A 25,527-nucleotide genomic window follows, 5' to 3' on the forward strand; every position below is an offset into this window, starting at 1 on the left:
AGAGTCCTTTAAGTTAGACAATTTTCAATTGTCCAACTTAAAGGGCTAGCCTAGTATTTGGTGTCAGCAAATGATTTAAATTGAATCAGCTCATTGTGCATTTCTTGAAACGATTCAACAAAAGTTTTTGCCCCAACATCTTCATCATCACGGACCATTTCTGTTTCAATGATGATTCTTGTTGTGCCATTTTTGAATTTAATAAATAGAGCGGGTTCACCAGCAGAGCGTTTGTCTGGTTTACCAGTGATTGGGTCTTTCTTAGAGAATCCACGCCAAAATATTTTTATCTCTGAAATGATTTGAGAAAGGTGATTGTTAATTGAGATCCGTTTTCTGATTCCTTCATCACTTCTATCATTTAGTAGTTCAAGAATATTCTGCTGTGTGAAGCTTCTCGAAATTTCCAAACGTGTGATGTATTGATTTTTTTCATTCCGCAATAAATCAATTTTTGTAGCAAGTTCTTTTTGAAGAGTTTCGAACTCAATCATCATGTCATTTAGAGTTGAAGAAATACCTTTGCCTTGAATCAGAATTTCTTTAATCTGAGTTTTGAGACGTGCCAATTGTAATGAGTTATTCTTTTGGTCTCTCTCATATTTTTTCAGTTCTGTGTTTAGCCTGAGTAAGTCAGAATCATTTTCAAAAATATCAGACAAATTAAGTTTGTCAGTTTTTTCAAAAAAATACTGCATCGTCTGACTTGCACTGTAAGACAAGCGCCATTTAACTTGGCATTTGTTTGTCATTGAGTTAGTACAAACGAAATATTGTTTGTTGCTTCTGCCTTCACCTGATTTATCCATAAATCTGATTGTGCCGTCACAGTGGTAGCACTTTATAAAACCTTGAAAAATATTCAAGCGCGATTTATTAAATCGACCTGAAAATGGCTTTCGACCAGAAATTTTCTCTTGTACTTCTTCAAAAATCGACTTATCTATAATGGCAGGATAATAATCATGAATAGTCGGACCTTCTGGTATTAGCTTCATTTCACCCGTTTCACTTTCGTGAAATTTCATCGGCTGATGTTCGCCTATTACTTTCCTGTTCTTTAATAGATATTGGATTTGATGAATGGAATATTTAGATTCGGAAGGTTCAAGCCATTCGTTCACAGCTTTGGCTGTTTCGCTCAATCCTCTTGCTAATGCTAAATCGAAAATTTTCCTAATTTTATTAGCTTCATTTTCAATCACGAAAAACTTTGCTGGTTCATCACCTGGGCGTGCCTTAACAACACCAGAAACGCCTATCCAAGAAGGGGTTTTACGAGTTTTAACAGCTTTGCTATTCCTCATTTCATTGCGATGAATATTCCAAGCCGAACTTGTAAAATCGCTTTTGCGTGAAGATTCTGCGTTTGCACGTTCAAACTCAATAATAGCGATGAAAAAATCCGATGTAAGAAGATTGTTCTTGGAGTAGATTTTTCATGTATCTAATACAGCAATATCAATATCACGGTTTAGAAGGTTCAGAAATATTTGCGTTGATTTAATAATTTTCTGCCTTGACAAACGGTCAAAGTTTTCAATCAGCAGAATTGAATTTTGTTCTATCAACCCACTTTCAACAAGGTCAATAAACCCACCTAATTGACCCTGTTTAGCATTTTTGCCTCGAAAAGCAGAAACGCCCAAGTCTTCTAAGGTCGTATCTACTATAAGGTTGTGCTTATCAACGAAATGCTGAATATCGCTCTGCCTAGCAAATGACGTTCCAAGCTCTTGTTTTTTATGAGAAAACCTCACATAGGAATAGCATTTGCGTTGCATTTAGGTCGTTCCGTCAGTGTCAGGGTCTTATAGCGTAACACAGGTGCATCTACTGCTACGCGCGGCCCAGTCACGCCTACTGGGACATGTCGCCGGGGCTGGATTTCGAAACCAAGCTGATCGCCAAGACCAATGCCGCCCAGGTGCTGGAGCAACAGCTGTCGAAGCCGGGGTATGTGTGCGCGCCGATCAATCTGGGCTCCAATACCGACCCTTACCAGCCCATCGAGCGCGAGTACACGATCACCCGGCAGACCCTCGAAGTGCTGCTGCGCTACCGCCACCCGGTGACCATCATCACCAAGGGCTCGCTGATTTTGCGTGACCTCGACCTGCTGACCGAGCTGGCCCGGCAGCGACTGGTGGCAGTCATGATCAGCCTCACGAGCCTGGACGATGAGCTCAAGCGCATTCTGGAACCGCGCACGGCGGCGCCCAAGGCGCGATTGCGGGCGATTCGGGTAATGCGTGAGGCCGGCATCCCGGTGGGCGTGTTGTGTTCACCGATGATTCCGATGATCAACGACAGCGAGCTCGAAAGTCTGCTGACCGAAGCCCACGCGGCGGGTGCCCAAAGTGCGGCCTACATGATGCTGCGCCTGCCGCTGGAGGTGGCGCCGCTGTTCGAGGAGTGGCTGGCGGCGCATTACCCGCAGCGGGCGGCCCATGTGATGAGCCTGGTGCGCCAGGTGCGCGGGGGTGAGGTGTATGACAGCCGCTTTGGTGTGCGCATGCGGGGTGAGGGGCCGTTCGCCGATCTGCTGGCGCAGCGCTTCAGCAAGGCGATCAAGCGCCTGGGGCTTAATCATCGGGAAGGGTTTAATCTGGATTGCACGGCGTTCTGCCCACCGGGCAGGCAGATGGCATTGTTGTAAACTGACGACGAAGAGCGCGATAGGTCTGTAGGAATAGTCGCGTTTTGATATCACTGAAACCCGCGATCTAGAGCGGTTCATTCAGTTTGAGTTAAGTTTCGACGGTTACCTTGTTCAGCGAGTGACGGGTGGGTCGGAACCGTGGTCTTCAGCGTTTTACAACTAATCCACTGGCCCAGCGTCGAAATGACCTGAACACTCTCCCTGCATTAATCAAGAGGATGAATCATGAGTGACAAGGATAAACAGCCGTTGGCTGCGTCGGCTTCAGCCCCTCAGGTGGCCGAATCCGCCGATGCAGCGCTAAAGCACATCGTTGACGGCTTTTTGCATTTCCATCACGACGTCTTCCCCCAGCAGGAAGAACTCTTCAAAAAACTCGCCACGGCCCAAAGCCCACGGGCGATGTTTATCACCTGTGCCGATTCGCGGATCGTGCCTGAGCTGATCACCCAAAGCTCCCCTGGCGACCTGTTCGTCACGCGTAACGTCGGCAACGTGGTGCCACCCTACGGACAGATGAACGGCGGCGTTTCCACGGCCATCGAGTACGCGGTTCTCGCCCTGGGCGTGCAGCACATTATCGTGTGCGGGCATTCCGACTGTGGCGCCATGCGCGCGGTACTCAACCCCCAGAGCCTGGAAAAAATGCCGACAGTCCGGGCTTGGCTGCGTCATGCCGAAGTCGCCAAGTCGATGGTTGAGGACAACTGCGACTGCGCCAATGAAGGCGAAAGCATGAAAGTGCTGACCGAAGAAAACGTCATCGCCCAGTTGCAGCATTTGCGCACCCACCCTTCCGTGGCCTCACGCATGGCCAATGGTCATTTGTTTATCCATGGCTGGATCTACAACATCGAGACCAGCGAAATTCGAGCCTACGATGCAGATCAGGCGGCATTTCGACCGCTGAGCGGCGACGGCCCCATCCCTTGCGCGACGCCTAAAGCGCGCTTCTAAAACACTTCCCTGCCGGGTAATGCGGTGGCTGCCATGGATGCAGCCAGGCATTGCCGCGCCCGGCGAATGCCTTGGGAGAGTCATTATGCGTGCTGCTCAATTGAAAGCTGTATTGCCTCGGGAGCTGCTCGCGTCCGTGGTTGTGTTTCTGGTCGCCCTGCCCTTGTGCATGGGCATCGCGATTGCGTCTGGCATGCCGCCGGCCAAAGGGCTGATCACCGGGATCATCGGTGGCCTGGTGGTGGGTTGGCTGGCTGGGTCGCCGCTGCAGGTCAGCGGGCCCGCCGCAGGTTTGGCAGTGTTGGTGTTCGAACTGGTGCGCCAGCACGGCATGATGATGCTCGGCCCTATTCTGTTGCTGGCGGGGTTCCTGCAATTGGTGGCCGGGCGATTGCGTCTGGGCTGCTGGTTCCGTGTCACTGCGCCGGCGGTGGTGTACGGCATGCTGGCGGGGATCGGCGTGCTGATTGTGCTCTCGCAGGTCCATGTGATGCTCGACGGCGCGCCCAAGCCTTCCGGGCTGGATAACCTGGCGGGCTTCCCGGCCGCCGTGGTTGAGGCGATGCCGACTCTGGGCGGTGGCCTTGGCTGGCAAGCGGGTTTGCTGGGGCTGTCGACGATGCTGGTGATGTACCTGTGGGATAAATTACGCCCGCAAAAACTGCGATTTGTGCCAGGCGCGTTGTTGGGCGTGGGCTTGGCGACGGTCACCAGCCTGATACTGGCGCTGCAGGTCAAGCGTGTGGAAGTCCCGGAAAACCTTGCCGATGCCATTGACTGGCTACACCCCAGCGACTTGCTGAACCTGGCCGATCCGCAACTGTTGATCGCCGCGTTCGCCGTGGCCTTTATCGCCAGTGCCGAAACCCTGCTGTCGGCTGCTGCGGTTGACCGCATGCACAGCGGTCAGCGCTCCGATTTCGACAAGGAATTGTCCGCACAAGGTGTAGGCAACATGCTTTGTGGCCTGGTCGGCGCGCTGCCGATGACCGGCGTGATCGTGCGCAGCTCGGCCAACGTGCAGGCCGGTGCGACCACGCGCTTGTCGGCGATGTTCCACGGTGTATGGCTGCTGGGGTTCGTGCTGCTGCTGTCGAGCGTGCTGCAAAGCATCCCGGTGGCGAGCCTGGCGGGCGTGCTGGTGTACACCGGGATCAAGCTGGTGGACGTGAAAGCGTTTCGCGCCTTGGGCCGATACGGGCGGATGCCGATGTTCACCTATGCCGCGACGGCGCTGGCGATCATTTTTACCGATTTGCTGACCGGTGTACTGGTGGGCTTCGGGCTGACGTTGGTCAAGTTGGCCTTCAAGGCGTCGCGACTGAAAATCAGCCTGATCGACCTGCCCCAGGACGGTGAGATGGAGTTGCGCCTGACCGGTGCGGCGACTTTCCTTAAAGTGCCGGCACTGACCCAAGTGCTGTCGACGGTGCCTGCGGGGACCGCGTTGCACGTGCCGCTGAGCAACTTGAGTTACATCGACCATTCCTGCCTGGAATTACTCGAGGAATGGGGCCGGGCCAATGCGGCCAAGGGCTCACAACTGGTAATCGAGGCGCGCGGCTTGAAGCGCAGGCTTGAAGGCCGGGTGCGCACGACCGTGGGGATAGGTTCGGCGCCCGTCTGAACACCACAAACCAATGTGGGAGCCGGGCTTGCCCGCGATTAAAGGCGTGTCAGTCAACCCATTAGCTGACTGATCCACCGCCATCGCGGGCAAGCCCGGCTCCCACAGTGATTGCTGTGCAGTCCGCACATTTACGCCGGCTGATCCAACGCCAGCTCAACCCCCAACTGACGCGACAGGCACGGCCAGCGCTTCCACGCCGCTTCCGTGTTCGGGCTCTTGAGCGTCTCGCGGTAAGCCTCGACCGACTCCAGCGCAAAGCTGTCTTCGTTGAGCATTTCATCCACCGCCAAATGCACGGCTTCGTCCAACTGGTTGGCAAATGCTTCGCCGATCAGCTGATGAGCGATCAAGTTGGCCACGGTGGTGTCCGCCGGAATCAACGGCTGACCAAAGTGCTTGATGTACAGATCGTTGACTTCTTCTACCAGGCGATGGGCCAGGTAGGCCTCGTCCAGCAGGCCGTCGAGGCCTTCGTGGCCAGCAAGAATCGCGGGCGGTTGCAGGAAGAAATGCTCGGCGATTTTCAGTACCGGCTTGATCTGGCTTTCGATGCCAGCTTCGCGGGCCACGTCATTGGCGGCTTCCAGCAAGTCAGGGACAAGCTCGATGTAGGCGGTAACAAAACGGGTCATGACAATGTTGCGATCACCGTCAGCCAGGGAAATGGCCGAATGCAGGTGCGGCAATTGTTTTTCCAGTTGCTGGGCAAGCTGGCCAGTGCTGGCTTCGTGTTGATGGGCACGGGAAATCTGCTCGCGCAATGCGGCGGTGTTCATGAAAGCTCCAGTGAAACAGGCGTAGGAAAAGGGAAAGGACAAGGTAGCTCGTTTATACGAGGGCCTAAGACGCGTTTGTCATAATTATTTCATGGTTATGCGCATGCGTTATATCGAATCGCCATCGTTCGTCGGATAAACGTTTGCGCCCCCGTATTTATTGGGCCCGCCCGTCTGTTTGTGCTCATTTGCCCCTACACATTGCGGGGTTGCCCCGGCTGTCTATACTCGATTTTGTACGCAATTAGCTGATGACGCCCAACTGCATGAAGCAGGCAAGGCTTGGCGGTTGTAAGCAGTATGGAAGCCGCTCCCTTCGCCGCAGGTGCAAACCGGCGGGATAACAAGAAACATAAAGGGGAACCCGCAATGACGCGACATCCACACGTTTGGATGGGCCTACTGTTGTGGTCGGTATTCGGCCAGGCGCACGCCGCCTGGACAACGAATATGGCGCCAGGGGCTACTGAAGTCAGTCACGCCGTGTTTGACCTGCACATGACCATCTTCTGGATTTGTGTGGTGATCGGCATTGTCGTGTTTGGCGCGATGTTCTGGTCGATGATCCTGCACCGCCGGTCCACGGGCCAGGTGGCTGCCAAATTTCACGAGAGCACGACCGTGGAAATCCTCTGGACCGTGGTGCCCCTGCTGATCCTGGTAGCGATGGCCATTCCGGCGACCAAGACCCTGATCAACATCTATGACAGCACCGAGTCGGATATCGATATCCAGGTCACCGGTTACCAGTGGAAGTGGCATTACAAATACCTGGGCCAGGACGTGGAATTCTTCAGCAACCTGGCCACGCCCGCCGAGCAAATCCATAACCAGGCCACCAAGGGCGAGCACTATCTGCTCGAAGTCGATCAGCCGCTGGTGCTGCCGGTGGGCGCCAAAGTGCGCTTTCTGGTGACTGCCGCCGACGTGATCCATTCGTGGTGGGTGCCGGCCTTTGCGGTCAAGCGCGACGCCATTCCCGGCTTCGTCAACGAGGCCTGGACGCGCATCGAGAAGCCCGGCATCTACCGTGGCCAGTGCGCAGAATTGTGCGGTAAGGACCACGGCTTCATGCCGATTGTGGTCGAGGTCAAATCCCAGGCCGACTACGACACTTGGCTCGGCGAGCGCAAGGCAGAAGCGGCCAAGCTTAAAGAGCTGACCTCCAAAGAATGGACGCTCGAAGAGCTGGTGGCGCGTGGCGACAAGGTCTACCACACCACCTGCGTGGCCTGTCACCAGGCTGAGGGCCAAGGCCTGCCGCCGATGTTCCCGGCGCTCAAAGGTTCGCCGATCGCCACCGGGCCTAAGGAAGATCACCTGCACCGCGTGTATTTCGGCAAGCCCGGCACCGCCATGGCCGCCTTCGGCAAACAGCTGTCGGAAGTGGACATCGCCGCCGTGGTGACCTACGAACGCAACGCCTGGGGCAACAACAAAGGCGACATGGTCACGCCCAAAGACGTGCTGGCTTTGAAACAGGCGGAAAGCAAATGACGGCCTCAACTGCGTATGCCCTGAACCGCACAGCCCATTCCTTTGCAGGAGAACGGCCATGAGCACTGTGATCGATGACCATGGTCACGCCGACCATGCCCATGGCCCCGCCAAAGGCCTGATGCGCTGGGTGCTGACCACCAACCACAAAGACATCGGCACGATGTACCTGTGGTTCGCCTTCACCATGTTCCTGCTTGGCGGCTCGTTCGCCATGGTGATCCGCGCCGAGCTGTTCCAGCCCGGCCTGCAGATCGTGCAGCCGGCGTTCTTCAATCAGATGACCACCATGCACGGCCTGATCATGGTGTTTGGCGCGGTGATGCCTGCCTTCGTGGGCCTGGCCAACTGGATGATCCCGCTGATGATCGGCGCGCCGGACATGGCCCTGCCGCGCATGAACAACTTCAGTTTCTGGCTGCTGCCAGCGGCGTTCCTGCTACTGGTTTCCACGTTGTTCACACCCGGCGGCGGGCCGAATTTCGGCTGGACCTTCTACGCCCCGCTGTCCACCACCTACGCGCCCGAAAGTGTGACGTTCTTTATCTTTGCCATCCACCTGATGGGCATCAGCTCGATCATGGGTGCGATCAACGTGGTCGCGACCATTCTCAACCTGCGCGCGCCGGGCATGACCCTGATGAAAATGCCACTGTTCGTGTGGACCTGGTTGATCACCGCGTTCCTGTTGATCGCGGTGATGCCGGTGCTGGCCGGCTGCGTGACCATGATGCTGATGGACATCCACTTCGGCACCAGCTTCTTCAGCGCCGCCGGTGGCGGTGACCCGGTGCTGTTCCAGCATGTGTTCTGGTTCTTCGGCCATCCCGAGGTGTACATCATGATCCTGCCGGCCTTCGGCGCCGTCAGCTCGATCATCCCGACCTTCTCGCGCAAGCCGCTGTTCGGCTACACCTCGATGGTCTACGCCACGGCGAGCATCGCGTTTCTGTCGTTCATTGTGTGGGCGCACCACATGTTCGTGGTGGGCATTCCGCTGGTGGGCGAGCTGTTCTTCATGTACGCCACGCTGCTGATCGCCGTACCGACGGGCGTGAAGGTGTTCAACTGGGTCAGCACCATGTGGCAAGGCTCGCTGACCTTCGAAACGCCGATGCTGTTCGCCGTGGCCTTCGTGATCCTGTTCACCATTGGCGGCTTTTCGGGGCTGATGCTGGCGATTGCTCCAGCGGACTTCCAGTACCACGACACCTACTTTGTGGTGGCGCATTTCCATTACGTACTGGTGCCTGGCGCGATCTTCGGCATCTTCGCTTCGGCCTACTACTGGCTGCCCAAGTGGACTGGGCACATGTACGACGAAACCCTGGGCAAGCTGCACTTCTGGCTGTCCTTCATCGGCATGAACATGGCGTTCTTCCCGATGCACTTCGTGGGGCTGGCCGGCATGCCGCGCCGGGTACCGGACTACAACCTGCAGTTTGCCGACTTCAACATGGTCTCCTCGATTGGTGCATTCATGTTTGGCGCCACGCAGATCTTCTTCTTGTTCATCGTCATCAAGTGCATCCGCGGCGGCCCGCCGGCGCCCGCCAAGCCGTGGGATGGTGCCGAAGGTTTGGAGTGGAGCATCCCCTCGCCCGCGCCGTATCACACGTTCACCACGCCGCCGGAGGTCAAGTGAATACCCGGTTCGCCATGCCGGTACAAATCCCCTGTGGGAGCGGGCTTGCTCGCGAAAGCGGTGTTTCAGTCGCCGCAAATGGGGCCTGGCCCACCGCATTCGCGAGCAAGCCCGCTCCCACGTTGACCGCGTTCGGTTCAGGTGATCGCCATGCTTGAGTCCATCCCCATCAAGCGCCTCGTCACCCGCCTGCTGATTCTGGTGGTGGCAATGTTCGCCTTCGGCTTCGCCCTGGTGCCGATTTACGACGTGATGTGCAAGGCGTTCGGCATCAACGGCAAGACCGCCGGGCAGTACGAAGGTGAGCAAATCGTCGACCCCACGCGCCAGGTGCGAGTGCAGTTTCTGTCGACCAATGCCATCGACATGGTCTGGGAGTTTCATTCCAAGGCTGACGAAGTGGTGGTCAACCCCGGCGCGGTCACCGAGATGCTGTTCGTCGCCTACAACCCCACCGACAAGGTCATGAAAGCCCAGGCAGTGCCGAGCATTTCCCCGGCCGAAGCGGCGATGTACTTCCACAAGACCGAGTGCTTTTGCTTCACCCAGCAAGTGCTGCAGCCCGGTCAGCGGATTGAAATGCCGGTGCGTTTTATCGTCGACCGCGACATGCCCAAGGATGTGAAGCATTTGACCCTGGCGTACACGCTGTTTGACATCACTGCGCGCCAACCGCCGGTGGCCGTCCATACCGGCGGCTAGCTACTGTTTGCCCCCTCAATCAGGAGAGCGAATACATGTCGTCTCATGATACGTACTACGTACCAGCGCAAAGCAAATGGCCAATAATTGCCACCTTGGGCATGCTCACCACCGTGTACGGTTTGGCTGTGTGGTTCAACGATCTGAAGGCGGCGCGCCCGGAATCCCACGGGCCGTGGATCTTTTTCGTTGGTGGGCTGCTGCTGGCCTACATGCTGTTCGGCTGGTTTGGCGCGGTGATCAAGGAAAGCCGTGCCGGTTTGTACAGCCCGCAGATGGACCGCTCGTTTCGCTGGGGCATGACCTGGTTCATCTTTTCCGAGGTGATGTTCTTCGTCGCGTTCTTTGGCGCACTGTTTTATGTGCGGCACATGTCGGGGCCATGGCTGGGCGGTGAAGGGCACAAGGGCATCGCGCACATGCTGTGGCCGAACTTTCAGTTCACCTGGCCGCTGCTCAATAACCCTGACCCAAAAATGTACCCGCCACCGGAGGGCACCATCAGCCCCTGGGGCTTGCCGCTGATCAACACGGTCTTGCTGGTCAGCTCCAGCGTCACCATCACCCTCGCCCACCATGCCTTGCGCAAGGGCCATCGCGGCGCACTGAAAATCTGGCTGGCGCTGACCGTGCTACTGGGCTGGGCGTTCCTGGCCTTGCAGGCCGAGGAGTACATGCATGCCTACAAAGAACTGGGCCTGACCCTCGGTTCGGGCGTGTACGGCGCAACCTTCTTCATGCTCACGGGCTTTCACGGCGCCCACGTGACCATCGGCACCATCATTCTGTTCGTGATGCTGATGCGCATCCTGCGCGGGCATTTCAATGCCGAGCACCAGTTTGGTTTCGAGGCAGCCAGCTGGTATTGGCACTTTGTGGATGTGGTGTGGATCGGCCTGTTCTTCTTCGTTTATGTGCTGTAAGGCGCCTTACCACGGCGCGTGAGACACCAGCTGGCCGCCGAAAAAGCCCCAGGCGATCAAGCCCACGGTGATCGCGGCCAGTACGACACGCACGGTCAAGGCAGTGACGAGGCGGTTGGAGTTGCCCTCGTCCTTGACCAGAAAGAACAAGCCACTGAACAGGCTCACGACAGTCGCGATCAGCATCAGGGCAATGGCTGCTTTGAGCATGGTCAGGTTCCCTTCGGATGGGCGGGCAATGAAAACAAGTATAGCCAGCGCCATAAAAGACTTTCGCCCAGGACTCGCACCCACGCTGGTGGTGCTGGTGCTGCTGCCGTTGATGGTAGGCCTGGGGTTCTGGCAACTGGCGCGCGGCCATGAAAAACAGTTGCTGGTGGACAGTTACGCCGAACGGCGCGTGGCCGACCCCATCAGCAGTGTCCAGCTCAATGAGATGCCCGACCCCGCCTTTCGCCGCGTACGCCTGCGCGGCCAGTTCGACGCCGAGCACAGCGTGTTGCTCGACAACCGCATGCGCGACGGCAAGGCCGGCGTCGAGTTGCTGCAACCCTTTCACGATCAGGCCAGCGGCCAGTGGCTGTTGCTCAATCGCGGGTGGCTGCCGTGGCCAGACCGGCGTACGCCACCAGTCTTCACTACACCCGATCAGCCGTTGAATCTCGACGCGTGGGTCTACGTCGCCCCCGGCGAAACCTTCCAACTGCACGCCGACCCGGCCACCACGCAATGGCCGCGCCTGCTCACCGCGCTGCATCCCGCCGCACTGTGGGCTGAGTTAGGGCGTGGCGGCTTTGCCTACGAACTGCGCGCCGAACCCGGCCCGGCCACGTACGACACCACGTGGCCGGTGGTCGCCATGGGCCCGGAAAAACATTTGGGGTACGCCGTGCAGTGGTTCGCCATGGCCTTGGCGCTGCTGGCGCTTTACCTCTACCTCGGATGGCACAACAAAAAGGAGAAGTCCCATGGGAGCGGCCATGAATCCACCCAGCATGTCTGAGGCGCCCGACCGGCGCAAAGGCCGCTGGCAGCTGATCTTGATCCTGATGATGGTGGTCGGCCCGATGGCGCTGGCCACGTTCATGTACAAGTTGCAGTTCTGGGTGCCGGACAGCCGCAGCTATCACGGCGAACTGATCGGCAACGGGCAGACCCGCGCCGACATTGGCGTGCAGGCCGATGAAGATCGCTGGCAACTGCTGGTCACCGCGCCCACTGCCTGCGCCGCTGAGTGCCAGCAGTTGGTGTACCTGGCGCGCCAACTGCAAATCAGCCTGGGCCGTGATGCCTCGCGCGCCAGCCATGCCTTGGCCAGCGCGCAGCCAGTGAGCACCGCCTACGAGGCCAAGCTCAAGGCCGAATACCCGCAACTGCAACGCTACCCGCTGGACCTGTCGACCTTCACCAGGGACGCCGCCGCACCCGGCGATGCGCAACTGTGGATCGTCGACCCACACGGCAATCTGGTGCTGCGCTACGACGCCAAGGTCAAGGGCAAGGACCTGCTCAACGACCTGCGCTTGCTGCTGAAACTGTCGAATATCGGATAAGGGCATCGTCATGGCCAAACCTGGATTTCGCCTCGCGTTGTTTGCCACCTTGCTGGCGCTGATCGTTGTGCTGCTCGGCGCCTATACGCGCCTGACCCACGCCGGCCTCGGTTGCCCGGACTGGCCCGGCTGCTACGGTTTTATCAGCGTGCCGCAGAGCGAAGCCCAACTGGCGCATGCCGAGCTGCATTTTCCCGATACACCGGTGCAGGCCGACAAGGGCTGGGCCGAGATGACCCATCGCTACTTTGCCGGCACCTTGGGTTTGCTCATCGTGCTGTTGGCGGCGCGTTCGTGGAGCCATCGGCGTGATCCGGGCCAGCCGGTGAAGTTGCCGCTGTTTGTGCTGGCGGTGGTGTTCGCCCAGGCCGCGTTTGGCATGTGGACGGTGACATTGAAGTTGTGGCCGCAAGTTGTAACGGGCCATCTGCTCGGCGGTTTTGCCACCTTGAGCTTATTGTTTCTGCTGACCCTGCGACTGTCTGGCGTGTTGCCCGCGTTGATCGTGCCCAAGCGCCTGCAATATTGGGCAACGGCCGGGCTGGTGTTGGTGATCGGCCAGATTGCGCTGGGCGGCTGGGTGAGTTCCAACTATGCGGCGGTGGCCTGTGTCGACCTGCCCACCTGTCATGGTGAGTGGTGGCCGGCGGCGGACTTTGCCAACGGGTTTCACCTCACCCAACATATCGGCCCCAATTACCTCGGCGGCCAGCTCGACAGTGAAGCGCGTACCGCTATCCATCTGACCCATCGCCTTGGCGCGATGCTGGTGACACTGGTGCTGTTGGGGCTGGCCTGGCAATTGCGCGCAGTGGGCATGACGCGACTGGCGGGCTTGTTGCTGATCGCCCTGGCGGTGCAAATCAGCCTGGGGGTGAGCAATGTGGCGTTCGGCTTGCCGCTGCCGGTGGCGGTCGGCCACAACGCAGGCGGCGCAGCGTTGCTGCTGACATTGGTGCTGGTCAATTACCACGCGCGTACCAGCCTGGTCCGGGTGCGCCATCAGTTGCCGTTCGGCTGGCGCTTTATTCCACGCAAACACGTTTCGGGCCTCATCACCCTTAAAGGAGAGACGCCATGGCGACCTTGATCGACGCGCGCCGCGATCAGGCGATCTGGCGAGACTATTTGGAACTGACCAAGCCAAAAGTGGTGGTGCTGATGCTCATCACCTCCTTGGTGGGCATGTTCCTCGCCACCCGCGCCGGGGTGCCATGGGCGGTGCTGATTTTTGGCAACCTGGGCATTGCGCTGTGTGCCGGCGGTGCGGCGGCGGTTAACCATGTAGTGGATCGGCGCATCGATGCGGTGATGGCGCGCACGCATAAGCGGCCGATGGCCGAAGGGCGGGTGTCGCCGGTGGCCGCCCTGGCCTTTGCTTTGTTTCTGGCTGTTGCAGGTTTGGCCCTGTTGCTGACGTTTACCAACCCTTTGGCGGCGTGGCTGACGCTGGCCTCGCTGCTCGGTTATGCGGTGATCTACACCGGCTTTCTCAAGCGCGCCACGCCACAAAATATCGTCATCGGTGGCCTCGCTGGCGCGGCGCCGCCGCTGCTGGGCTGGGTTGCTGTTACCGGGCATATCAGCGCCGAGCCGCTGCTGCTGGTGTTGATCATCTTCGCCTGGACCCCGCCGCACTTCTGGGCCCTGGCCATTCACCGCAAGGAGGAATACGCCAAGGCCGACATCCCGATGCTGCCGGTCACCCACGGCGAGCACTACACCAAGGTGCACATCCTGCTCTACACCTTCGCCCTGCTGGCAGTAAGCCTGATGCCGTATGTGATTCACATGAGCGGCCTGCTGTACCTGGCGTGTGCGCTGGTGTTGGGTGCGCGCTTTCTGCAATGGGCCTGGGTGCTGTACCGTGGCAGCCAGCCGCACGCGGCGATCAACACCTTCAAGTACTCTATCTGGTACCTGTTTGTGCTGTTTATCGCCCTGCTCGTAGACCACTACTTACTGTTGAACCTATGACTCGAACTCAAAAAACCGTCTTTATCCTGGTGGCCATCGTCGCGTTGATCATGGGCCTGACCGTCAACAAAGTGCTGAACAGCAAGGGCCAGGGCGACCCTACTGCGCTGATCGACGCGGGCATCATCCTGCTGCCGCAAAGCCGCCAGCTGCCGCCGGTGACCATGACAGACCAGAACGGCCAGCCGGTGGTGGTCAACGAGTTGAAAGGCAAATGGAACCTGCTGTTTTTCGGCTATACCTTCTGCCCCGACATCTGCCCCACCACCCTCGCCCAGCTGCGCCAGATCAAGAGCGAGCTGCCCAAAGAGGCGGTGGATAAGTTGCAGGTGATTCTGGTCAGCGTCGACCCGAACCGCGACACCCCGGCTCAGCTCAAGCAATACCTGGGTTACTTCGATCCGCAGTTCGAAGGCCTGACCGGCGCGAATGTGGACGATGTGCAGAAGGTCTCGAATGCGGTGAGCATCCCGTTTATTCCAGCGGATACCAGCAAGCCCAACTACACCGTCGACCACAGCGGCAACCTGGCGCTGATCGGACCGGACGGCACGCAGCGCGGGTTTATTCGTGCGCCGCTGAACAATCAAAAGCTGGTGGCGCAGTTGCCGGGGTTGCTGCAGCGGAAATAACAGGCCCCGCACCATACATGTGGGAGCTGGCGTGCCGGCGATGGCGGTGGTTCAGGGGCTAATAGGCTGACTGACCTACCGTCATCGCCGGCAAGCCCGCTCCCACAGTGCTTTGTGCAAGGTTTGAACAATGCGTAAGCAGGCAAGTGTGCTGGCCTGGTCTTTCAAGCAACACACAACAAATGTGGGAGGGGGCTTGCCCCCGAAGGCGGTGGTTCAGTCGATAAATTCGGTGACTGACACAGCGCTTTCGCGAGCAAGCCCGCTCCCACATTTTTTGATCTTCAGTGTGTTGGAGATCGGGTCAGATCAGAACGCCGGCAGAATCGCGCCTTTGTACTTTTCAAGAATGAACGCTTTCACTTCCGGCGTGTGCAGGGCTGCAACCAGCTTCTTCACGGCGTCCGAGTCTTTGTTGTCTTCGCGGGTCACCAGGATGTTCACGTAAGGCGAGTCGTTGCCTTCGATCACCAGGGCGTCCTTGGATGGGTCCAGTTTGGCTTCCAGGGCGTAGTTGGTGTTGATCAGCGCCAGGTCGACCTGGGTCAGCACGCGCGGCAGTGTGGCGGCTTCCAGTTCGCGGAATTTCAGGTTTTTCGGGTTACCGGAGATGTCCTTGATGGTCGACAGGATGTTGGTCGGGTCCTTCAAGGTGATCAGGTTGTGCTTGGCCAGCAGCAGCAACGCGCGGCCACCGTTGGTGGCGTCGTTCGGAATCACGACATTGGCGCCATCCGGCAGGTCTTCGAGTTTTTTGTACTTGCTGGAGTAGGCGCCCAGGGGCTCCAGGTGCACGGCGCCGACGCTCACCAGGTGAGTGCCCTTAGCCTTGTTGAACTCATCCAGGTACGGCTGGTGCTGGAAAAAGTTGGCGTCCAGGCGCTTTTCAGCCACCTGTACGTTCGGCTGCACGTAGTCGGTGAAAACCTTGACCTGCAGGTCGACGCCTTCTTTGGCGAGCGCGGGCTTCACAAACTCCAGGATTTCCGCGTGCGGCACTGGCGACGCGGCGACCGTGAGGGTCTCGGCAGCGTGGGCGGAAAACGCGGCAACGGCGGCGAAAGCAACCAGTAGTTTTTTCATCCAGCAAGCTCCTTGTTCGGGCATGCGCCGGCGGGGGCCGGCCATGGCCGTTATTTTCGAGAAAAGTGCACCACCAGCTTATCGCCGACGGTTTGCAGAATTTGCACCAGGATCAACAGCATCACCACGGTGACAACCATCACATCGGTCTGGAAGCGCTGGTAACCAAAGCGGATCGCCAGGTCGCCCAAGCCGCCGGCACCGACTACACCGGCCATGGCCGTGTAGGAAACCAGTGTAATGGCCGTCACCGTAATCGCAGCGAAAATACCGGGGCGGGCTTCGGGCAGCAGTGCATTGATGATGATCTGACGCGTGCTGGCACCCATGGACTGCGTGGCTTCGATGATGCCGCGGTCCACTTCACGCAGGGCGGTTTCCACCAGGCGCGCGAAGAACGGCGTCGCGCCTACGACCAGTGGCGGAATCGCACCGGCCACGCCCAGCGAGGTGCCGGTGATCAATATGGTGAACGGGATCATCACGATCAGCAGAATGATGAACGGCAGCGAACGCAGGATGTTCACGATCAGCGACAGCAGCGCGTACAGGCCTTTTTGTTCGAACAGTTGGCGCGGGCTGGTAAGAAACAGCAGCACACCCAGTGGCAGGCCGAGCAGGATGGTGAAGAACAGCGAACCGAGCAGCATGGTCATGGTGTCGCCGGTGGCGAGCCAGATCTCGGACCAGTCGATATTGGCGAAGAAACTCAACAGGATTTCCATTAGCGCAGAACCTCCATGTGGACGTCTGCCGCGGTAAAGCGGGCGAAGGCGGCGTCCATGTCCCCACCGGTCACGGCGAGGGTCAGTTGGCCGTAGGGAATGTCTTTGATGCGGTCAATACGACCGGCGAGGATGCTGTAGTCCACGCCTGTTTCGCGGGCGACGGTACCCAGCAGCGGCGCGTAGGTTGCTTCGCCCTGGAACGTCAGGCGCACGATACGGCCTGGTACGTTAGCGAAGTCATCGCGCTGCTCGCCTTCGTCGACCTGCTCGGCTTCTTGCACGAAGCGCTTGGTGGTCGGGTGCTTGGGGTGCAGGAACACATCGGCCACGGAGCCTTGCTCGACGATCACGCCGGCATCCATCACCGCCACTTGGTCGCACACGCGGCGGATCACGTCCATTTCATGGGTGATCAGCACGATGGTCAGCTTCAACTCGCGGTTGATCTCAGCCAGCAGTTGCAGCACCGAGGCGGTGGTTTGCGGGTCGAGGGCGCTGGTGGCTTCGTCGCACAGCAGGATCTTTGGCTTGGTTGCCAGGGCGCGGGCGATGCCGACGCGCTGCTTCTGGCCGCCGGACAACTGCGCCGGGTATTTCTTGGCGTGGTCCGACAGGCCAACACGGGCGAGCAACTCAGCCACGCGCTGGTCGATTTCCTTGCGCGACAGTTCGCCAGCCAGCGTCAGCGGCAGCGCCACGTTGTCGGCGACGGTCTTGGAGGCAAGCAGGTTGAAGTGCTGGAAGATCATCCCGACTTGCTGGCGGAAACGGCGCAGGCCGTTGGCGTCCAGGGCGGTGACTTCTTCGCCGTCGACATTGATCTGGCCACCGCTGGGTTGCTCCAGGCGGTTGATCAGACGCAACAGGGTACTTTTTCCCGCACCGGAGTGGCCAATCAGGCCGAACACCTGGCCGTTTTCGACACGCAGGCTGGTGGGGTGCAGCGCGGGGATTTCCTTACCGGCGACGCGGTAGGTTTTATGGACGTTATGAAACTCGATCACGTAGCGAACCTTGTGGGGCGCATGGAAAAGGGATCAGCGGTTAGCCGGGCGCGCATTTTAGCCTGTCCGTATAGTGTTTCTTAGCATTTATTTCGCATTCAACCAGCGATTTGGCAATAACGCGATCAAAAGTCATAAAAAAGGAACGGTGCAAAACCGTGTCAGTCACTACTTAAGCAACTCAATTTCCCAGGTGCCGTGCCTGGGGGTTTGCTCAAACGAGCCGGGGACCGCTCTGGCCAATTTGATAAGGAGTTTTGACTGATGAGTACCAAGAAGCCAGCTACCCCGCCGAAGAGTGAACTCGCGGGCACCGATACCCTGGACCGTGGCAACACCAACGCCAAGCTGCAGGCCCTGGAAGAGTTCCGTTCCGACGCAACCGGCCAGGCGCTGCGCACCAATCAAGGCGTAAAGATTTCCGACAACCAGAACACCCTGAAAGTCGGCGCCCGTGGCCCATCGCTGCTGGAAGACTTCATCATGCGTGAAAAAATCACGCACTTTGACCATGAGCGTATCCCGGAGCGCATCGTGCATGCTCGCGGTACTGGCGCTCACGGCTACTTCCAGACCTATGAAAACCATTCGGCGCTGAGCAAGGCCGGTTTCCTGCGCAACCCCGAGCATAAAACGCCGGTGTTTGTGCGTTTCTCCACCGTGCAGGGCCCGCGCGGCTCGGGCGACACGGTGCGTGACGTGCGCGGGTTTGCGGTGAAGTTCTTCACCGACGAAGGTAACTTCGACCTGGTGGGCAACAACATGCCAGTGTTCTTTATTCAGGACGCGATCAAGTTTCCCGACTTCGTGCACGCGGTCAAACCTGAGCCGCATAACGAGATTCCTACCGGCGGTTCTGCCCACGACACGTTCTGGGATTTCGTCTCGCTGCAGCCAGAATCTGCGCACATGGTGCTGTGGGCCATGTCCGACCGTGCCATCCCCAAAAGCCTGCGCGCCATGCAGGGCTTTGGCATTCACACCTTCCGCTTGATCAATACCGAAGGTAAGTCGAGCTTTGTGAAGTTCCACTGGCATCCAAAAGTGGGCACCTGCTCGCTGGTGTGGGACGAAGCGCAAAAGCTTGCCGGTAAAGATACCGATTACCACCGTCGCGACCTGTGGGAAGCGATCGAGAGCGGCGACTACCCTGAGTGGGAACTGGGCGTGCAAATCGTTGCGGAAGAAGACGAGCACAAGTTCGACTTCGACCTGCTCGACCCGACCAAGATCATTCCTGAAGAGCTGGTGCCGATTACGCCGCTGGGCAAGATGGTGCTTAACCGTAACCCGGATAACTTCTTCGCTGAGGTTGAACAGGTCGCTTTTTGCCCAGGCCATATCGTGCCGGGTATCGACTTCACCAACGACCCGCTGCTGCAAGGCCGTCTGTTTTCCTACACGGATACTCAGATCAGCCGTCTCGGTGGCCCGAACTTTCATGAGCTGCCGATCAATCGGCCGGTCACGCCGTTCCATAACGGCCAGCGTGACGCTCAGCATCGCACTGTGATCGACAAAGGCCGCGCTGCCTACGAGCCGAACTCGATTGATGGCGGCTGGCCGAAAGAAACGCCACCGGCTGCGCAGGATGGCGGTTTCGAGACCTACTACGAACGTGTCGACGCCAATAAAGTGCGTGAGCGCAGCGAGTCGTTTGGCGATCACTTCTCACAAGCCACGCTGTTTTTCCACAGCATGAGCCACCACGAGAAAGAGCACATCATCGCGGCGTACAGCTTCGAGTTGGGCAAGGTAGAGCGTGAGTTTATCCGCGCCCGTCAGGTCAACGAGATTCTGGCCAATATCGACCTCGAGCTGGCCAAGCGCGTAGCACAGAACCTCGGTTTGCCAGCACCAACCAAAGGCACCGTGCCACCGCGTGAATCGTCGCTCAAAGAGTCGCCGGCGTTGAGCCAGGTGAACCTGCTGTCGGGCGATATCAAAACGCGCAAAGTCGCGATCCTCGCGGCTAACGGTGTGGACGGCGCGGCAATTGCTGCGTTGAAGAAAGCGCTGGAGGCTGAGGGCGCGCACGCCAAGTTGCTGGGGCCGACTTCGGCGCCGGTGACCACCGCCGATGGCAAGAGCCTGAAGGTGGATGCGTCGATGGAAGGCATGCCGTCGATTGCCTTTGACGCGGTGTTCGTGCCGGGCGGCGCCAAGTCGGTGCAGGCATTGAGCGGGGACGGTGTGGCGTTGCACTTCCTGCTGGAGGCGTACAAACACCTGAAGGCGATTACGGTTGCCAATGATGCCAAGCCGTTGCTGGATCTGCTGAAGCTTGAGGTGGATGCGGGGCTGATCGTGGGTTCTGATGCGAAAGCGTTCAAGGCGTTCTTCGCCGCGATTGCACAGCACCGGGTTTGGGATCGTGAGCCGAAGGCCAAGGCGATTCCGGCTTAATTCATTGGTTGTGTGTTAGACAGCTATCGCGGGCGAGCCCGCTCCCACAGTTGAAGTGTGAATACACTCAACTAGGGGAGCGGGCTTGCCTGCGATGCTTTTATTGCGCCTTGCGCGGAATCAGCACTACCTGCGCCGGAATGTGTTTCACAATCTGCCGGTGTATCTTCAGGTCATACCCCGAATCAATTCGCTTCACCCGTTTGGTCAGCAATGTGGCCAGCCATGGGTAGTCCTGCGTGCGCGGCGCCTGAATAGTCACGTCGCACTGGTAATTCACCACGTCGGTGGCGATCGCGTCCAGTTGATGGCGAAGTTCTTCGATATCGACGAGGTTCAGCGCCACTGTGGTGCTTTCAGCGGCCGGGTCAATGACCTTGGCGGGCGGCTTGGCTTCAGCGGCTTTCAAGGCAGCTTCGGCTTTATCCAGCTCGGCTTTACGCGCATGGCTGATGGCGCTGTTGACGCCACCGGTGAGCGCCGGGGCCTTGGGCATCAGCGCACGGGCACGGCTCAGGGCCGTGGCGGCGGCGTTGACATCGCCTTTTTGCAGCACAATCTGGCTGCGCTGCAGGTAGGCTTCGGCCAATTGACGCTGGTAAGGCTCAAGGGCCGGGTCGTTGGGCGACTGGGCCTGTAACGCGGCCAGTTCGTCTTCGGCGGTGGCAAGCTCACTGCTGGCCAGGTTTTGCTCCAGCTGCGCGATGGCCGCAGCGCGTGCGTCCGGTACCTCGGGGGCGGCGGGCGGCGTACTTTGACAGGCGCCCAGCAGCAGGGAAAATGCGGCAAGGAGCAGATAACGGGCGTTGAACAGCTTCATTCCTGCGACTCTCTATTTGCGCAAAAAGCGAGCAAGTCTACACCCCTCGACGGGGCAGGACAAAACTCAGCAGAAAGAGGGCGGCCGCCGTGACGACAATCGACGGGCCGGCTGGCGTGTCCTTGAACCACGACAGCGCCAGGCCCCCGCACACTGCAAGCATGCCCAACAGGCTGGCGCCGACGGCCATTTGCTCGGGTGAGCGCGCATGACGTTGGGCGGCGGCTGCGGGAATGATCAGCAGCGAGGTGATCAACAATACGCCGACAATCTTCATCGCGACAGCGATCACCACCGCGATCAACAGCATCAGGGTCATGCGCAGCGCCGGTACGGGCAAACCCTCCACCGTGGCCAGTTCTTCATGCACGGTGATTGCCAGCAGTGGGCGCCACAGGGCCACCAGCAAGAGCAGCACCGCAGCGCTGCCACCGAGTATCCACGCAAGGTCTGTAGGGCTGATCGCCAGCAGGTCGCCGAACAGGTAGGCCATCAAGTCGATGCGCACTTCATGCATAAAGCTCAGCACCACCAGGCCCAGCGACAGCGTGCTCGGCGCCAGGATTCCCAGCAGTGTGTCGGAGGCCAGCGGTTGGCGCTGTTGCAGGGTCACCAGCAGCACGGCCAGTAGCAGGCAGCCCACGGTGACGGCGATGGTCGGGCTCACGTCCAGCAAAAAGCCCATGGCCACGCCCAACAGCGCGGCATGCGACAACGTGTCGCCAAAATAGGCCATGCGCCGCCACACCACAAACGAGCCCAACGGGCCCGCCACCAGCGCCAGAGCCAAGCCTGCCAGCAGGGCGTAGAGCAGAAAATCAGCCATGCTTGCAGCTATCTCCATGAACGTGTGTATGAGGGGTGGCGGGATCGTCAACCACGGCGCCGTGCAAATCATGGGCGTGGTCGTGATGGTGGTGGTAGATCGCCAGGCTCGGGGCATTTTTGCCGAACAACTCGACAAACGCCGGGTCGCTACTGACTTGTTCCGGGTGGCCGGAGCAGCAAACGTGGCGGTTGAGGCACACCACCTGATCGGTGGTGCTCATGACCAGATGCAGGTCGTGGGAGACCATCAACACGCCGCAGCCGTGGCGGTCACGCAGGCGGGTAATCAGGCTGTACAGCTCGGCCTGGCCGGCAACGTCAACGCCTTGCACGGGTTCATCGAGCACCAGCAGTTCAGGCTCGCGCAGCAAGGCGCGGGCCAGCAGCACGCGCTGCATTTCGCCGCCGGAGATGCTTTGCACCGGGCTGTCGATCACCTGTTCGGCACCGACTTCCTTGAGCGCAGCCTGCGCGCGGGTGCGGTCTACACCAGGCACCAGGCGCAAAAAACGCAGCACGGACAGCGGCAGTGTCGGGTCGACGTGCAATTTTTGCGGCATGTAACCGACGCGCAGCTTGGGCTTGCGCCATACGCTGCCACTGTCCGGCTTCAATAAACCGAGTACTGCGCGCACCAGCGTAGTCTTGCCGGCGCCATTGGGGCCGATCAGCGTGACGATCTGGCCCGGCTCGACGCTCAGCGCGATGTTATCCAGCACGTTTTGCCCGGCGAACGTGACACCGACCCCTTCGAGGCGGATTAACGCAGTGCTCATCAAGCCTCCTGGCAACCCGAGCAGAGCCCGACCACTTCGACCGTTTGCCCTTCGACCCTGAAGCCGACATCGGCCGAGCTTTCGATGATGGCGTCGCTGATGCTTTTTTGTTCAAGCTCGATGGCGGCATGGCACTCGCGGCAAATCAGGAACTGGCCCTGATGCGCGTGTTCCGGGTGGTTGCAGCCAACAAAGGCATTGAGCGAGGCGATGCGGTGCACCAGGCCGTTTTCCAGCAGGAAATCCAGCGCGCGGTACACCGTCGGCGGCGCGGCGCGGCGGCCATCCTGCTCGCTGAGCACGCCAAGAATGTCGTAGGCGCCCAGCGGCTTGTGGCTTTGCCACACCAGTTCCAGCACCCGGCGACGCAGCGCGGTCAGGCGCAGGCCCTTCTGTGCGCACAGGGTATCGGCCTCCGACAGCGCGGTGTGCACGCAGTGAGAGTGGTCGTGGGGGCGGCTGGCAATGGGTGTTTTAGGCATGAGCGGCGACAGACATTTGATAGAGACGTTATTATGTTACCCGTTCCTACGTCATTGAGTGGTCATCGTGTCCCGACTTTTTCCCGTTTTTGTCGTATTTGTCACCAGTTTGTTCATTGCTGGGGCCGCTCAGGCCGAGGTCAAGGTACTGACGAGCATCAAGCCGTTGCAGTTGATTGCCGCGGCTGTGCAGGACGGTGTGGCCATTCCCGAGGTGTTGTTGCCGCCCGGGGCATCTCCGCACAACTACGCCTTGCGTCCATCCGACGTACGGCGCGTGCAGTCGGTGGACCTGCTTTATTGGATCGGCCCGGACATGGAAAGCTTTCTGCCACGCGTGCTTAAAGGCCGAAGCCTGCCGACCGTGGCGGTGCAGGATCTTGCGGGGATGAAATTGCGGCGTTTCGCCGAAGATAGTCACTCGCACGCCGATGATGCAGATGAACATGACCATGATCACCGCCCAGGCAGCCTGGATGCGCACTTGTGGTTGTCGACGGTCAATGCTCGGGTGATTGCGGCGCGCATGGCGGCTGATCTGAGCGCGGCCGACCCGGCCAATGCTGCGCGTTACCAGAGCAACGTGCAGGCATTCGATGAGCGTCTGGATGCGTTGGATGCCCGTTTGAAAGCGCGCTTGGCGAGTGTGGGCGACAAACCTTACTTCGTGTTCCACGAGGCCTTTGATTATTTCGAAGACGCTTACGGGCTCAAGCACACTGGTGTGTTCAGCGTGGCCGCCGAAGTGCAGCCAGGCGCCCAGCACGTGGCAGCAATGCGTACACGGCTGCAGGAAGTCGGCAAGACCTGTGTATTCAGCGAACCGCCGTTGCGTCCGCGATTGGCTGAGACGTTGGTGGCCGGGTTGCCGGTGAAGTTGGCGGAATTGGATGCGTTGGGTGGTTACACCCCGGCCACGGCGCAGGGTTACGAGCAGGTATTGGAGAAATTGGGGAATGACCTGGCTGGGTGCCTGGAGTCGTTGTAATAGCCGACACAGAACCACTGTGTGAGCGGGCGTGTGTGGGAGCGGGCTTGCTCGCGAATGGGAGTGTCAGTCAAACCTCTGTTACTGATCCACCGCATTCGCGAGCAAGCCCGCTCCCACAATTTCTGACCACGTGCAGCTTTAGAGCGCGAATGGCAGGTGGACGCTGACTTGCTGACGCTGCGCCAGCCGATGCTCGAACTCTGCAGGGTCATGAATCAACACGTCCTGCCCGGCAAACGACTCCGCCGCGATCAGGCGTGACAGCCAGAAGCGCACACACGCTACCCGCAGCATCGTTGGCCACAACTCCGCTTCCTTGGCCGTGAACGGCCGCAGGCCCGCGTAGGCACCTAGCAGCGCACGGGCGCGTTGCCCATCAATCACGCCGTCGGCGTCCGAGCACCAGTCATTCAAGGCGATCGCCACGTCGTACAGCATCGGGCCTGAGCAAGCGTTGTAAAAGTCGATCAGCCCGGTCAGGTGCGTGCCTTCGAACATCGCATTATCGCGGAACAGATCGGCGTGAACGTTGGCGCGTGGCAGTGCGAGGATTTGAGCCTTGTGGGCTTCGATCTCGCTCAGCGCCTCTTTCAGCAGGCGCTGCTGCGCGTCGTTAAGGTGCGAAATCAGCTGCGCACCTTCGGTGAGCATCCAGTCCAGCCCTCGATCGGTCTTGCGCTCCAGCACTTTCTCGCCTTGAGTCGCCAGGTGCAAATGGCCGAGCAGGTCGCCAACCTGGGCGCAATGCTGTGCGTTGGCTTCCTTGATGTGCTTGCCGGCCAGGCGTGGCTGCAGCAGCGCCGGTTTGCCCTTCAATTCGCGCAAGGCCACGCCGTCGGTGGTGCGCAGCGCATAGGGTACGGGCAAGTCAGCGTCATGGAGCACGTCGAGCAGTTCGATGAAAAACGGCATTTCTGCGACTGGGCCGCGCTCAACCAGGGTCAGGACGAATTCGCCCTGTTCCAGGCTGATAAAGAAGTTGGTGTTTTCGCTACCGGCGGCAATCCCCTGGAAATCAAGCAGGCGGCCGAGCCCGTAAGGGGCGAGAAAGGTTTCCAGCTCGGGCCGAGCCAGCGGGGTGAACACAGACATGGTTAAAACTGCCAGTACGGGCGCCGCGAGGGGCGGCGCCAATTTAAGTTAAGAAATCATTTCCATTCGAAGATCTTCCATGACGGGATCAGCATATCCGGCTGGTCAGAACGGATGAAGTTTGCATCGGATCCGTCCGCGCGCACCAGGAAATACGGCGGCGCGCCCTTCACGGTGACCTTGATCGCGTACAGGAAACCGTTTTGGCGGTACTCCTGGATGGTTCTGTCACCTTCGGTACGGATCGTGACTTCCGGGTCTCCCGAGGGTGCGCTGTCAGCTGCCGTGGCGGCCAGCGGCAAGAACGCAATCAAGCCGGTCAACAACAGGCGATTTACTGTACGCATGATAACCTTGTCCCTT

Annotated in this window: 26 protein-coding genes and 1 pseudogene; 14 read left to right on the top strand and 13 right to left on the bottom strand. The window is 59.0% G+C overall.

What is annotated here, in order from left to right:
* Positions 1-50: 50 nt before the first annotated feature.
* Positions 51-1,307, bottom strand: a complete 1,257-nt coding sequence (locus tag AACW30_RS31135; protein WP_200624181.1) for a recombinase family protein — start codon at positions 1,305-1,307, stop codon at positions 51-53.
* Positions 1,308-1,439: 132 nt separating this feature from the next.
* Positions 1,440-1,784: a recombinase family protein gene (locus AACW30_RS31140; protein ID WP_200624182.1), complete on the bottom strand. Its 345-nt coding sequence runs from the start codon at positions 1,782-1,784 to the stop codon at positions 1,440-1,442.
* 38 nt (positions 1,785-1,822) lie between these two features.
* Here AACW30_RS31140 and AACW30_RS31145 point away from each other — a divergent pair.
* The 3 genes and pseudogenes from AACW30_RS31145 to AACW30_RS31155 all read left to right on the top strand — a co-directional run.
* Positions 1,823-2,659, top strand: a pseudogene (locus AACW30_RS31145) (PA0069 family radical SAM protein); the annotation flags it as partial.
* A 228-nt stretch (positions 2,660-2,887) separates the two neighbouring features.
* A complete protein-coding gene (locus tag AACW30_RS31150; RefSeq protein WP_106576015.1) occupies positions 2,888-3,619 on the top strand; it encodes a carbonic anhydrase in 732 nt (243 codons plus the stop codon).
* Positions 3,620-3,704: 85 nt separating this feature from the next.
* Positions 3,705-5,246, top strand: coding sequence for a SulP family inorganic anion transporter (locus AACW30_RS31155; protein WP_200624183.1), 1,542 nt, complete (start codon positions 3,705-3,707; stop codon positions 5,244-5,246).
* Between the two features lie 131 nt (positions 5,247-5,377).
* Here the strand turns inward: AACW30_RS31155 and AACW30_RS31160 are convergent, their stop codons facing one another.
* Positions 5,378-6,025 carry a hypothetical protein gene (locus AACW30_RS31160; RefSeq protein ID WP_106576017.1) on the bottom strand — a complete coding sequence of 216 codons (648 nt, stop codon included), beginning with the start codon at positions 6,023-6,025 and terminating at the stop codon, positions 5,378-5,380.
* Positions 6,026-6,394: 369 nt separating this feature from the next.
* On the opposite strand from AACW30_RS31160, the gene coxB reads away from it, so the two are divergent.
* From coxB to AACW30_RS31180, 4 genes are all read left to right on the top strand, one after another.
* A complete protein-coding gene (gene coxB, locus AACW30_RS31165; protein ID WP_119741308.1) occupies positions 6,395-7,522 on the top strand; it encodes a cytochrome c oxidase subunit II in 1,128 nt (375 codons plus the stop codon).
* Between the two features lie 58 nt (positions 7,523-7,580).
* A complete protein-coding gene (gene ctaD, locus AACW30_RS31170) occupies positions 7,581-9,167 on the top strand; it encodes a cytochrome c oxidase subunit I (RefSeq protein WP_106576019.1) in 1,587 nt (528 codons plus the stop codon).
* Between the two features lie 150 nt (positions 9,168-9,317).
* Complete coding sequence (locus AACW30_RS31175; RefSeq protein ID WP_106576020.1) at positions 9,318-9,869, top strand: cytochrome c oxidase assembly protein; 552 nt, start codon at positions 9,318-9,320, stop codon at positions 9,867-9,869.
* 35 nt (positions 9,870-9,904) lie between these two features.
* Positions 9,905-10,792, top strand: coding sequence for a cytochrome c oxidase subunit 3 (locus AACW30_RS31180; RefSeq protein ID WP_200624184.1), 888 nt, complete (start codon positions 9,905-9,907; stop codon positions 10,790-10,792).
* 6 nt (positions 10,793-10,798) lie between these two features.
* Here AACW30_RS31180 and AACW30_RS31185 read toward each other — a convergent pair whose 3' ends face one another.
* Positions 10,799-11,002, bottom strand: a complete 204-nt coding sequence (locus AACW30_RS31185; protein ID WP_200624185.1) for a twin transmembrane helix small protein — start codon at positions 11,000-11,002, stop codon at positions 10,799-10,801.
* 28 nt (positions 11,003-11,030) lie between these two features.
* On the opposite strand from AACW30_RS31185, the gene AACW30_RS31190 reads away from it, so the two are divergent.
* From AACW30_RS31190 to AACW30_RS31210, 5 genes are read left to right on the top strand one after another with little or no spacing between them, the layout of a single operon-like run.
* Positions 11,031-11,795 (top strand): SURF1 family protein, encoded by a 765-nt coding sequence (locus AACW30_RS31190; RefSeq protein WP_200624186.1) that lies wholly within the window; start codon positions 11,031-11,033, stop codon positions 11,793-11,795.
* Positions 11,761-12,345 carry a hypothetical protein gene (locus AACW30_RS31195; protein WP_124416098.1) on the top strand — a complete coding sequence of 195 codons (585 nt, stop codon included), beginning with the start codon at positions 11,761-11,763 and terminating at the stop codon, positions 12,343-12,345. The genes AACW30_RS31190 and AACW30_RS31195 overlap by 35 nt, the downstream gene beginning before the upstream one ends.
* 10 nt (positions 12,346-12,355) lie before the next feature.
* Positions 12,356-13,435, top strand: coding sequence for a COX15/CtaA family protein (locus tag AACW30_RS31200; protein ID WP_106576023.1), 1,080 nt, complete (start codon positions 12,356-12,358; stop codon positions 13,433-13,435).
* Positions 13,423-14,322: a heme o synthase gene (gene cyoE, locus AACW30_RS31205; RefSeq protein ID WP_200624187.1), complete on the top strand. Its 900-nt coding sequence runs from the start codon at positions 13,423-13,425 to the stop codon at positions 14,320-14,322. The genes AACW30_RS31200 and cyoE overlap by 13 nt, the downstream gene beginning before the upstream one ends.
* Positions 14,319-14,954 (top strand): SCO family protein, encoded by a 636-nt coding sequence (locus AACW30_RS31210; RefSeq protein WP_200624188.1) that lies wholly within the window; start codon positions 14,319-14,321, stop codon positions 14,952-14,954. The genes cyoE and AACW30_RS31210 overlap by 4 nt, the downstream gene beginning before the upstream one ends.
* Positions 14,955-15,263: 309 nt before the next feature.
* On the opposite strand, the gene AACW30_RS31215 is transcribed toward AACW30_RS31210, so the two are convergent.
* Genes AACW30_RS31215 through AACW30_RS31225 form a run of 3 tightly spaced genes read right to left on the bottom strand, consistent with a single transcriptional unit; the run spans position 15,264 to position 17,769 of the window.
* On the bottom strand, positions 15,264-16,037 hold the full coding sequence (locus tag AACW30_RS31215) for a MetQ/NlpA family ABC transporter substrate-binding protein (RefSeq protein ID WP_106576026.1): 774 nt from the start codon (positions 16,035-16,037) through the stop codon (positions 15,264-15,266).
* A gap of 50 nt (positions 16,038-16,087) precedes the next feature.
* Positions 16,088-16,762 (bottom strand): methionine ABC transporter permease, encoded by a 675-nt coding sequence (locus tag AACW30_RS31220; RefSeq protein ID WP_106576027.1) that lies wholly within the window; start codon positions 16,760-16,762, stop codon positions 16,088-16,090.
* Complete coding sequence (locus AACW30_RS31225; RefSeq protein WP_119741316.1) at positions 16,762-17,769, bottom strand: methionine ABC transporter ATP-binding protein; 1,008 nt, start codon at positions 17,767-17,769, stop codon at positions 16,762-16,764. The genes AACW30_RS31220 and AACW30_RS31225 overlap by 1 nt, the downstream gene beginning before the upstream one ends.
* A 264-nt stretch (positions 17,770-18,033) precedes the next feature.
* On the opposite strand from AACW30_RS31225, the gene katE reads away from it, so the two are divergent.
* A complete protein-coding gene (gene katE, locus AACW30_RS31230; RefSeq protein ID WP_106576029.1) occupies positions 18,034-20,175 on the top strand; it encodes a catalase HPII in 2,142 nt (713 codons plus the stop codon).
* Between the two features lie 100 nt (positions 20,176-20,275).
* Here the strand turns inward: katE and AACW30_RS31235 are convergent, their stop codons facing one another.
* The 4 genes from AACW30_RS31235 to AACW30_RS31250 are packed head-to-tail and all read right to left on the bottom strand — an operon-like array spanning position 20,276 to position 23,081.
* Positions 20,276-20,995, bottom strand: coding sequence for a PA5502 family lipoprotein (locus AACW30_RS31235; protein ID WP_119741320.1), 720 nt, complete (start codon positions 20,993-20,995; stop codon positions 20,276-20,278).
* 37 nt (positions 20,996-21,032) lie between these two features.
* Positions 21,033-21,821: a zinc ABC transporter permease subunit ZnuB gene (gene znuB / locus AACW30_RS31240; RefSeq protein WP_106576031.1), complete on the bottom strand. Its 789-nt coding sequence runs from the start codon at positions 21,819-21,821 to the stop codon at positions 21,033-21,035.
* Positions 21,814-22,599 carry a zinc ABC transporter ATP-binding protein ZnuC gene (gene znuC, locus AACW30_RS31245; protein ID WP_119741322.1) on the bottom strand — a complete coding sequence of 262 codons (786 nt, stop codon included), beginning with the start codon at positions 22,597-22,599 and terminating at the stop codon, positions 21,814-21,816. The genes znuB and znuC overlap by 8 nt, the downstream gene beginning before the upstream one ends.
* The gene (locus AACW30_RS31250; protein ID WP_442793497.1) at positions 22,599-23,081 is read right to left on the bottom strand and encodes a Fur family transcriptional regulator; all 483 of its coding nucleotides are present in this window, start codon (positions 23,079-23,081) and stop codon (positions 22,599-22,601) included. The genes znuC and AACW30_RS31250 overlap by 1 nt, the downstream gene beginning before the upstream one ends.
* A 58-nt stretch (positions 23,082-23,139) precedes the next feature.
* Between AACW30_RS31250 and AACW30_RS31255 the strand changes: the two genes are divergently transcribed.
* Positions 23,140-24,069, top strand: coding sequence for a zinc ABC transporter substrate-binding protein ZnuA (locus tag AACW30_RS31255; RefSeq protein WP_119741324.1), 930 nt, complete (start codon positions 23,140-23,142; stop codon positions 24,067-24,069).
* Positions 24,070-24,210: 141 nt separating this feature from the next.
* On the opposite strand, the gene AACW30_RS31260 is transcribed toward AACW30_RS31255, so the two are convergent.
* Both AACW30_RS31260 and AACW30_RS31265 read right to left on the bottom strand, forming a co-directional pair.
* Positions 24,211-25,164 (bottom strand): homoserine kinase, encoded by a 954-nt coding sequence (locus AACW30_RS31260; RefSeq protein WP_106576035.1) that lies wholly within the window; start codon positions 25,162-25,164, stop codon positions 24,211-24,213.
* Positions 25,165-25,220: 56 nt separating this feature from the next.
* Positions 25,221-25,511, bottom strand: coding sequence for a DUF2782 domain-containing protein (locus AACW30_RS31265; RefSeq protein WP_119741326.1), 291 nt, complete (start codon positions 25,509-25,511; stop codon positions 25,221-25,223).
* Positions 25,512-25,527 lie beyond the last annotated feature (16 nt).

Source organism: Pseudomonas sp. MF6747, assembly GCF_963890955.1.
In the GTDB taxonomy this organism is placed as follows: Bacteria; Pseudomonadota; Gammaproteobacteria; order Pseudomonadales; family Pseudomonadaceae; genus Aquipseudomonas.

Bases quoted from the DNA above. Each gene is read 5' to 3' on its own strand.
- AACW30_RS31135 (WP_200624181.1), bottom strand. From the start codon at position 1,307: ATGAGGAATAGCAAAGCTGTTAAAACTCGTAAAACCCCTTCTTGGATA.
- AACW30_RS31140 (WP_200624182.1), bottom strand. From the start codon at position 1,784: ATGCAACGCAAATGCTATTCCTATGTGAGGTTTTCTCATAAAAAACAA.
- AACW30_RS31150 (WP_106576015.1), top strand. From the start codon at position 2,888: ATGAGTGACAAGGATAAACAGCCGTTGGCTGCGTCGGCTTCAGCCCCT.
- AACW30_RS31155 (WP_200624183.1), top strand. From the start codon at position 3,705: ATGCGTGCTGCTCAATTGAAAGCTGTATTGCCTCGGGAGCTGCTCGCG.
- AACW30_RS31160 (WP_106576017.1), bottom strand. From the start codon at position 6,025: ATGAACACCGCCGCATTGCGCGAGCAGATTTCCCGTGCCCATCAACAC.
- coxB (WP_119741308.1), top strand. From the start codon at position 6,395: ATGACGCGACATCCACACGTTTGGATGGGCCTACTGTTGTGGTCGGTA.
- ctaD (WP_106576019.1), top strand. From the start codon at position 7,581: ATGAGCACTGTGATCGATGACCATGGTCACGCCGACCATGCCCATGGC.
- AACW30_RS31175 (WP_106576020.1), top strand. From the start codon at position 9,318: ATGCTTGAGTCCATCCCCATCAAGCGCCTCGTCACCCGCCTGCTGATT.
- AACW30_RS31180 (WP_200624184.1), top strand. From the start codon at position 9,905: ATGTCGTCTCATGATACGTACTACGTACCAGCGCAAAGCAAATGGCCA.
- AACW30_RS31185 (WP_200624185.1), bottom strand. From the start codon at position 11,002: ATGCTCAAAGCAGCCATTGCCCTGATGCTGATCGCGACTGTCGTGAGC.
- AACW30_RS31190 (WP_200624186.1), top strand. From the start codon at position 11,031: ATGAAAACAAGTATAGCCAGCGCCATAAAAGACTTTCGCCCAGGACTC.
- AACW30_RS31195 (WP_124416098.1), top strand. From the start codon at position 11,761: ATGGGAGCGGCCATGAATCCACCCAGCATGTCTGAGGCGCCCGACCGG.
- AACW30_RS31200 (WP_106576023.1), top strand. From the start codon at position 12,356: ATGGCCAAACCTGGATTTCGCCTCGCGTTGTTTGCCACCTTGCTGGCG.
- cyoE (WP_200624187.1), top strand. From the start codon at position 13,423: ATGGCGACCTTGATCGACGCGCGCCGCGATCAGGCGATCTGGCGAGAC.
- AACW30_RS31210 (WP_200624188.1), top strand. From the start codon at position 14,319: ATGACTCGAACTCAAAAAACCGTCTTTATCCTGGTGGCCATCGTCGCG.
- AACW30_RS31215 (WP_106576026.1), bottom strand. From the start codon at position 16,037: ATGAAAAAACTACTGGTTGCTTTCGCCGCCGTTGCCGCGTTTTCCGCC.
- AACW30_RS31220 (WP_106576027.1), bottom strand. From the start codon at position 16,762: ATGGAAATCCTGTTGAGTTTCTTCGCCAATATCGACTGGTCCGAGATC.
- katE (WP_106576029.1), top strand. From the start codon at position 18,034: ATGAGTACCAAGAAGCCAGCTACCCCGCCGAAGAGTGAACTCGCGGGC.
- AACW30_RS31235 (WP_119741320.1), bottom strand. From the start codon at position 20,995: ATGAAGCTGTTCAACGCCCGTTATCTGCTCCTTGCCGCATTTTCCCTG.
- znuB (WP_106576031.1), bottom strand. From the start codon at position 21,821: ATGGCTGATTTTCTGCTCTACGCCCTGCTGGCAGGCTTGGCTCTGGCG.
- znuC (WP_119741322.1), bottom strand. From the start codon at position 22,599: ATGAGCACTGCGTTAATCCGCCTCGAAGGGGTCGGTGTCACGTTCGCC.
- AACW30_RS31250 (WP_442793497.1), bottom strand. From the start codon at position 23,081: ATGCCTAAAACACCCATTGCCAGCCGCCCCCACGACCACTCTCACTGC.
- AACW30_RS31260 (WP_106576035.1), bottom strand. From the start codon at position 25,164: ATGTCTGTGTTCACCCCGCTGGCTCGGCCCGAGCTGGAAACCTTTCTC.
- AACW30_RS31265 (WP_119741326.1), bottom strand. From the start codon at position 25,511: ATGCGTACAGTAAATCGCCTGTTGTTGACCGGCTTGATTGCGTTCTTG.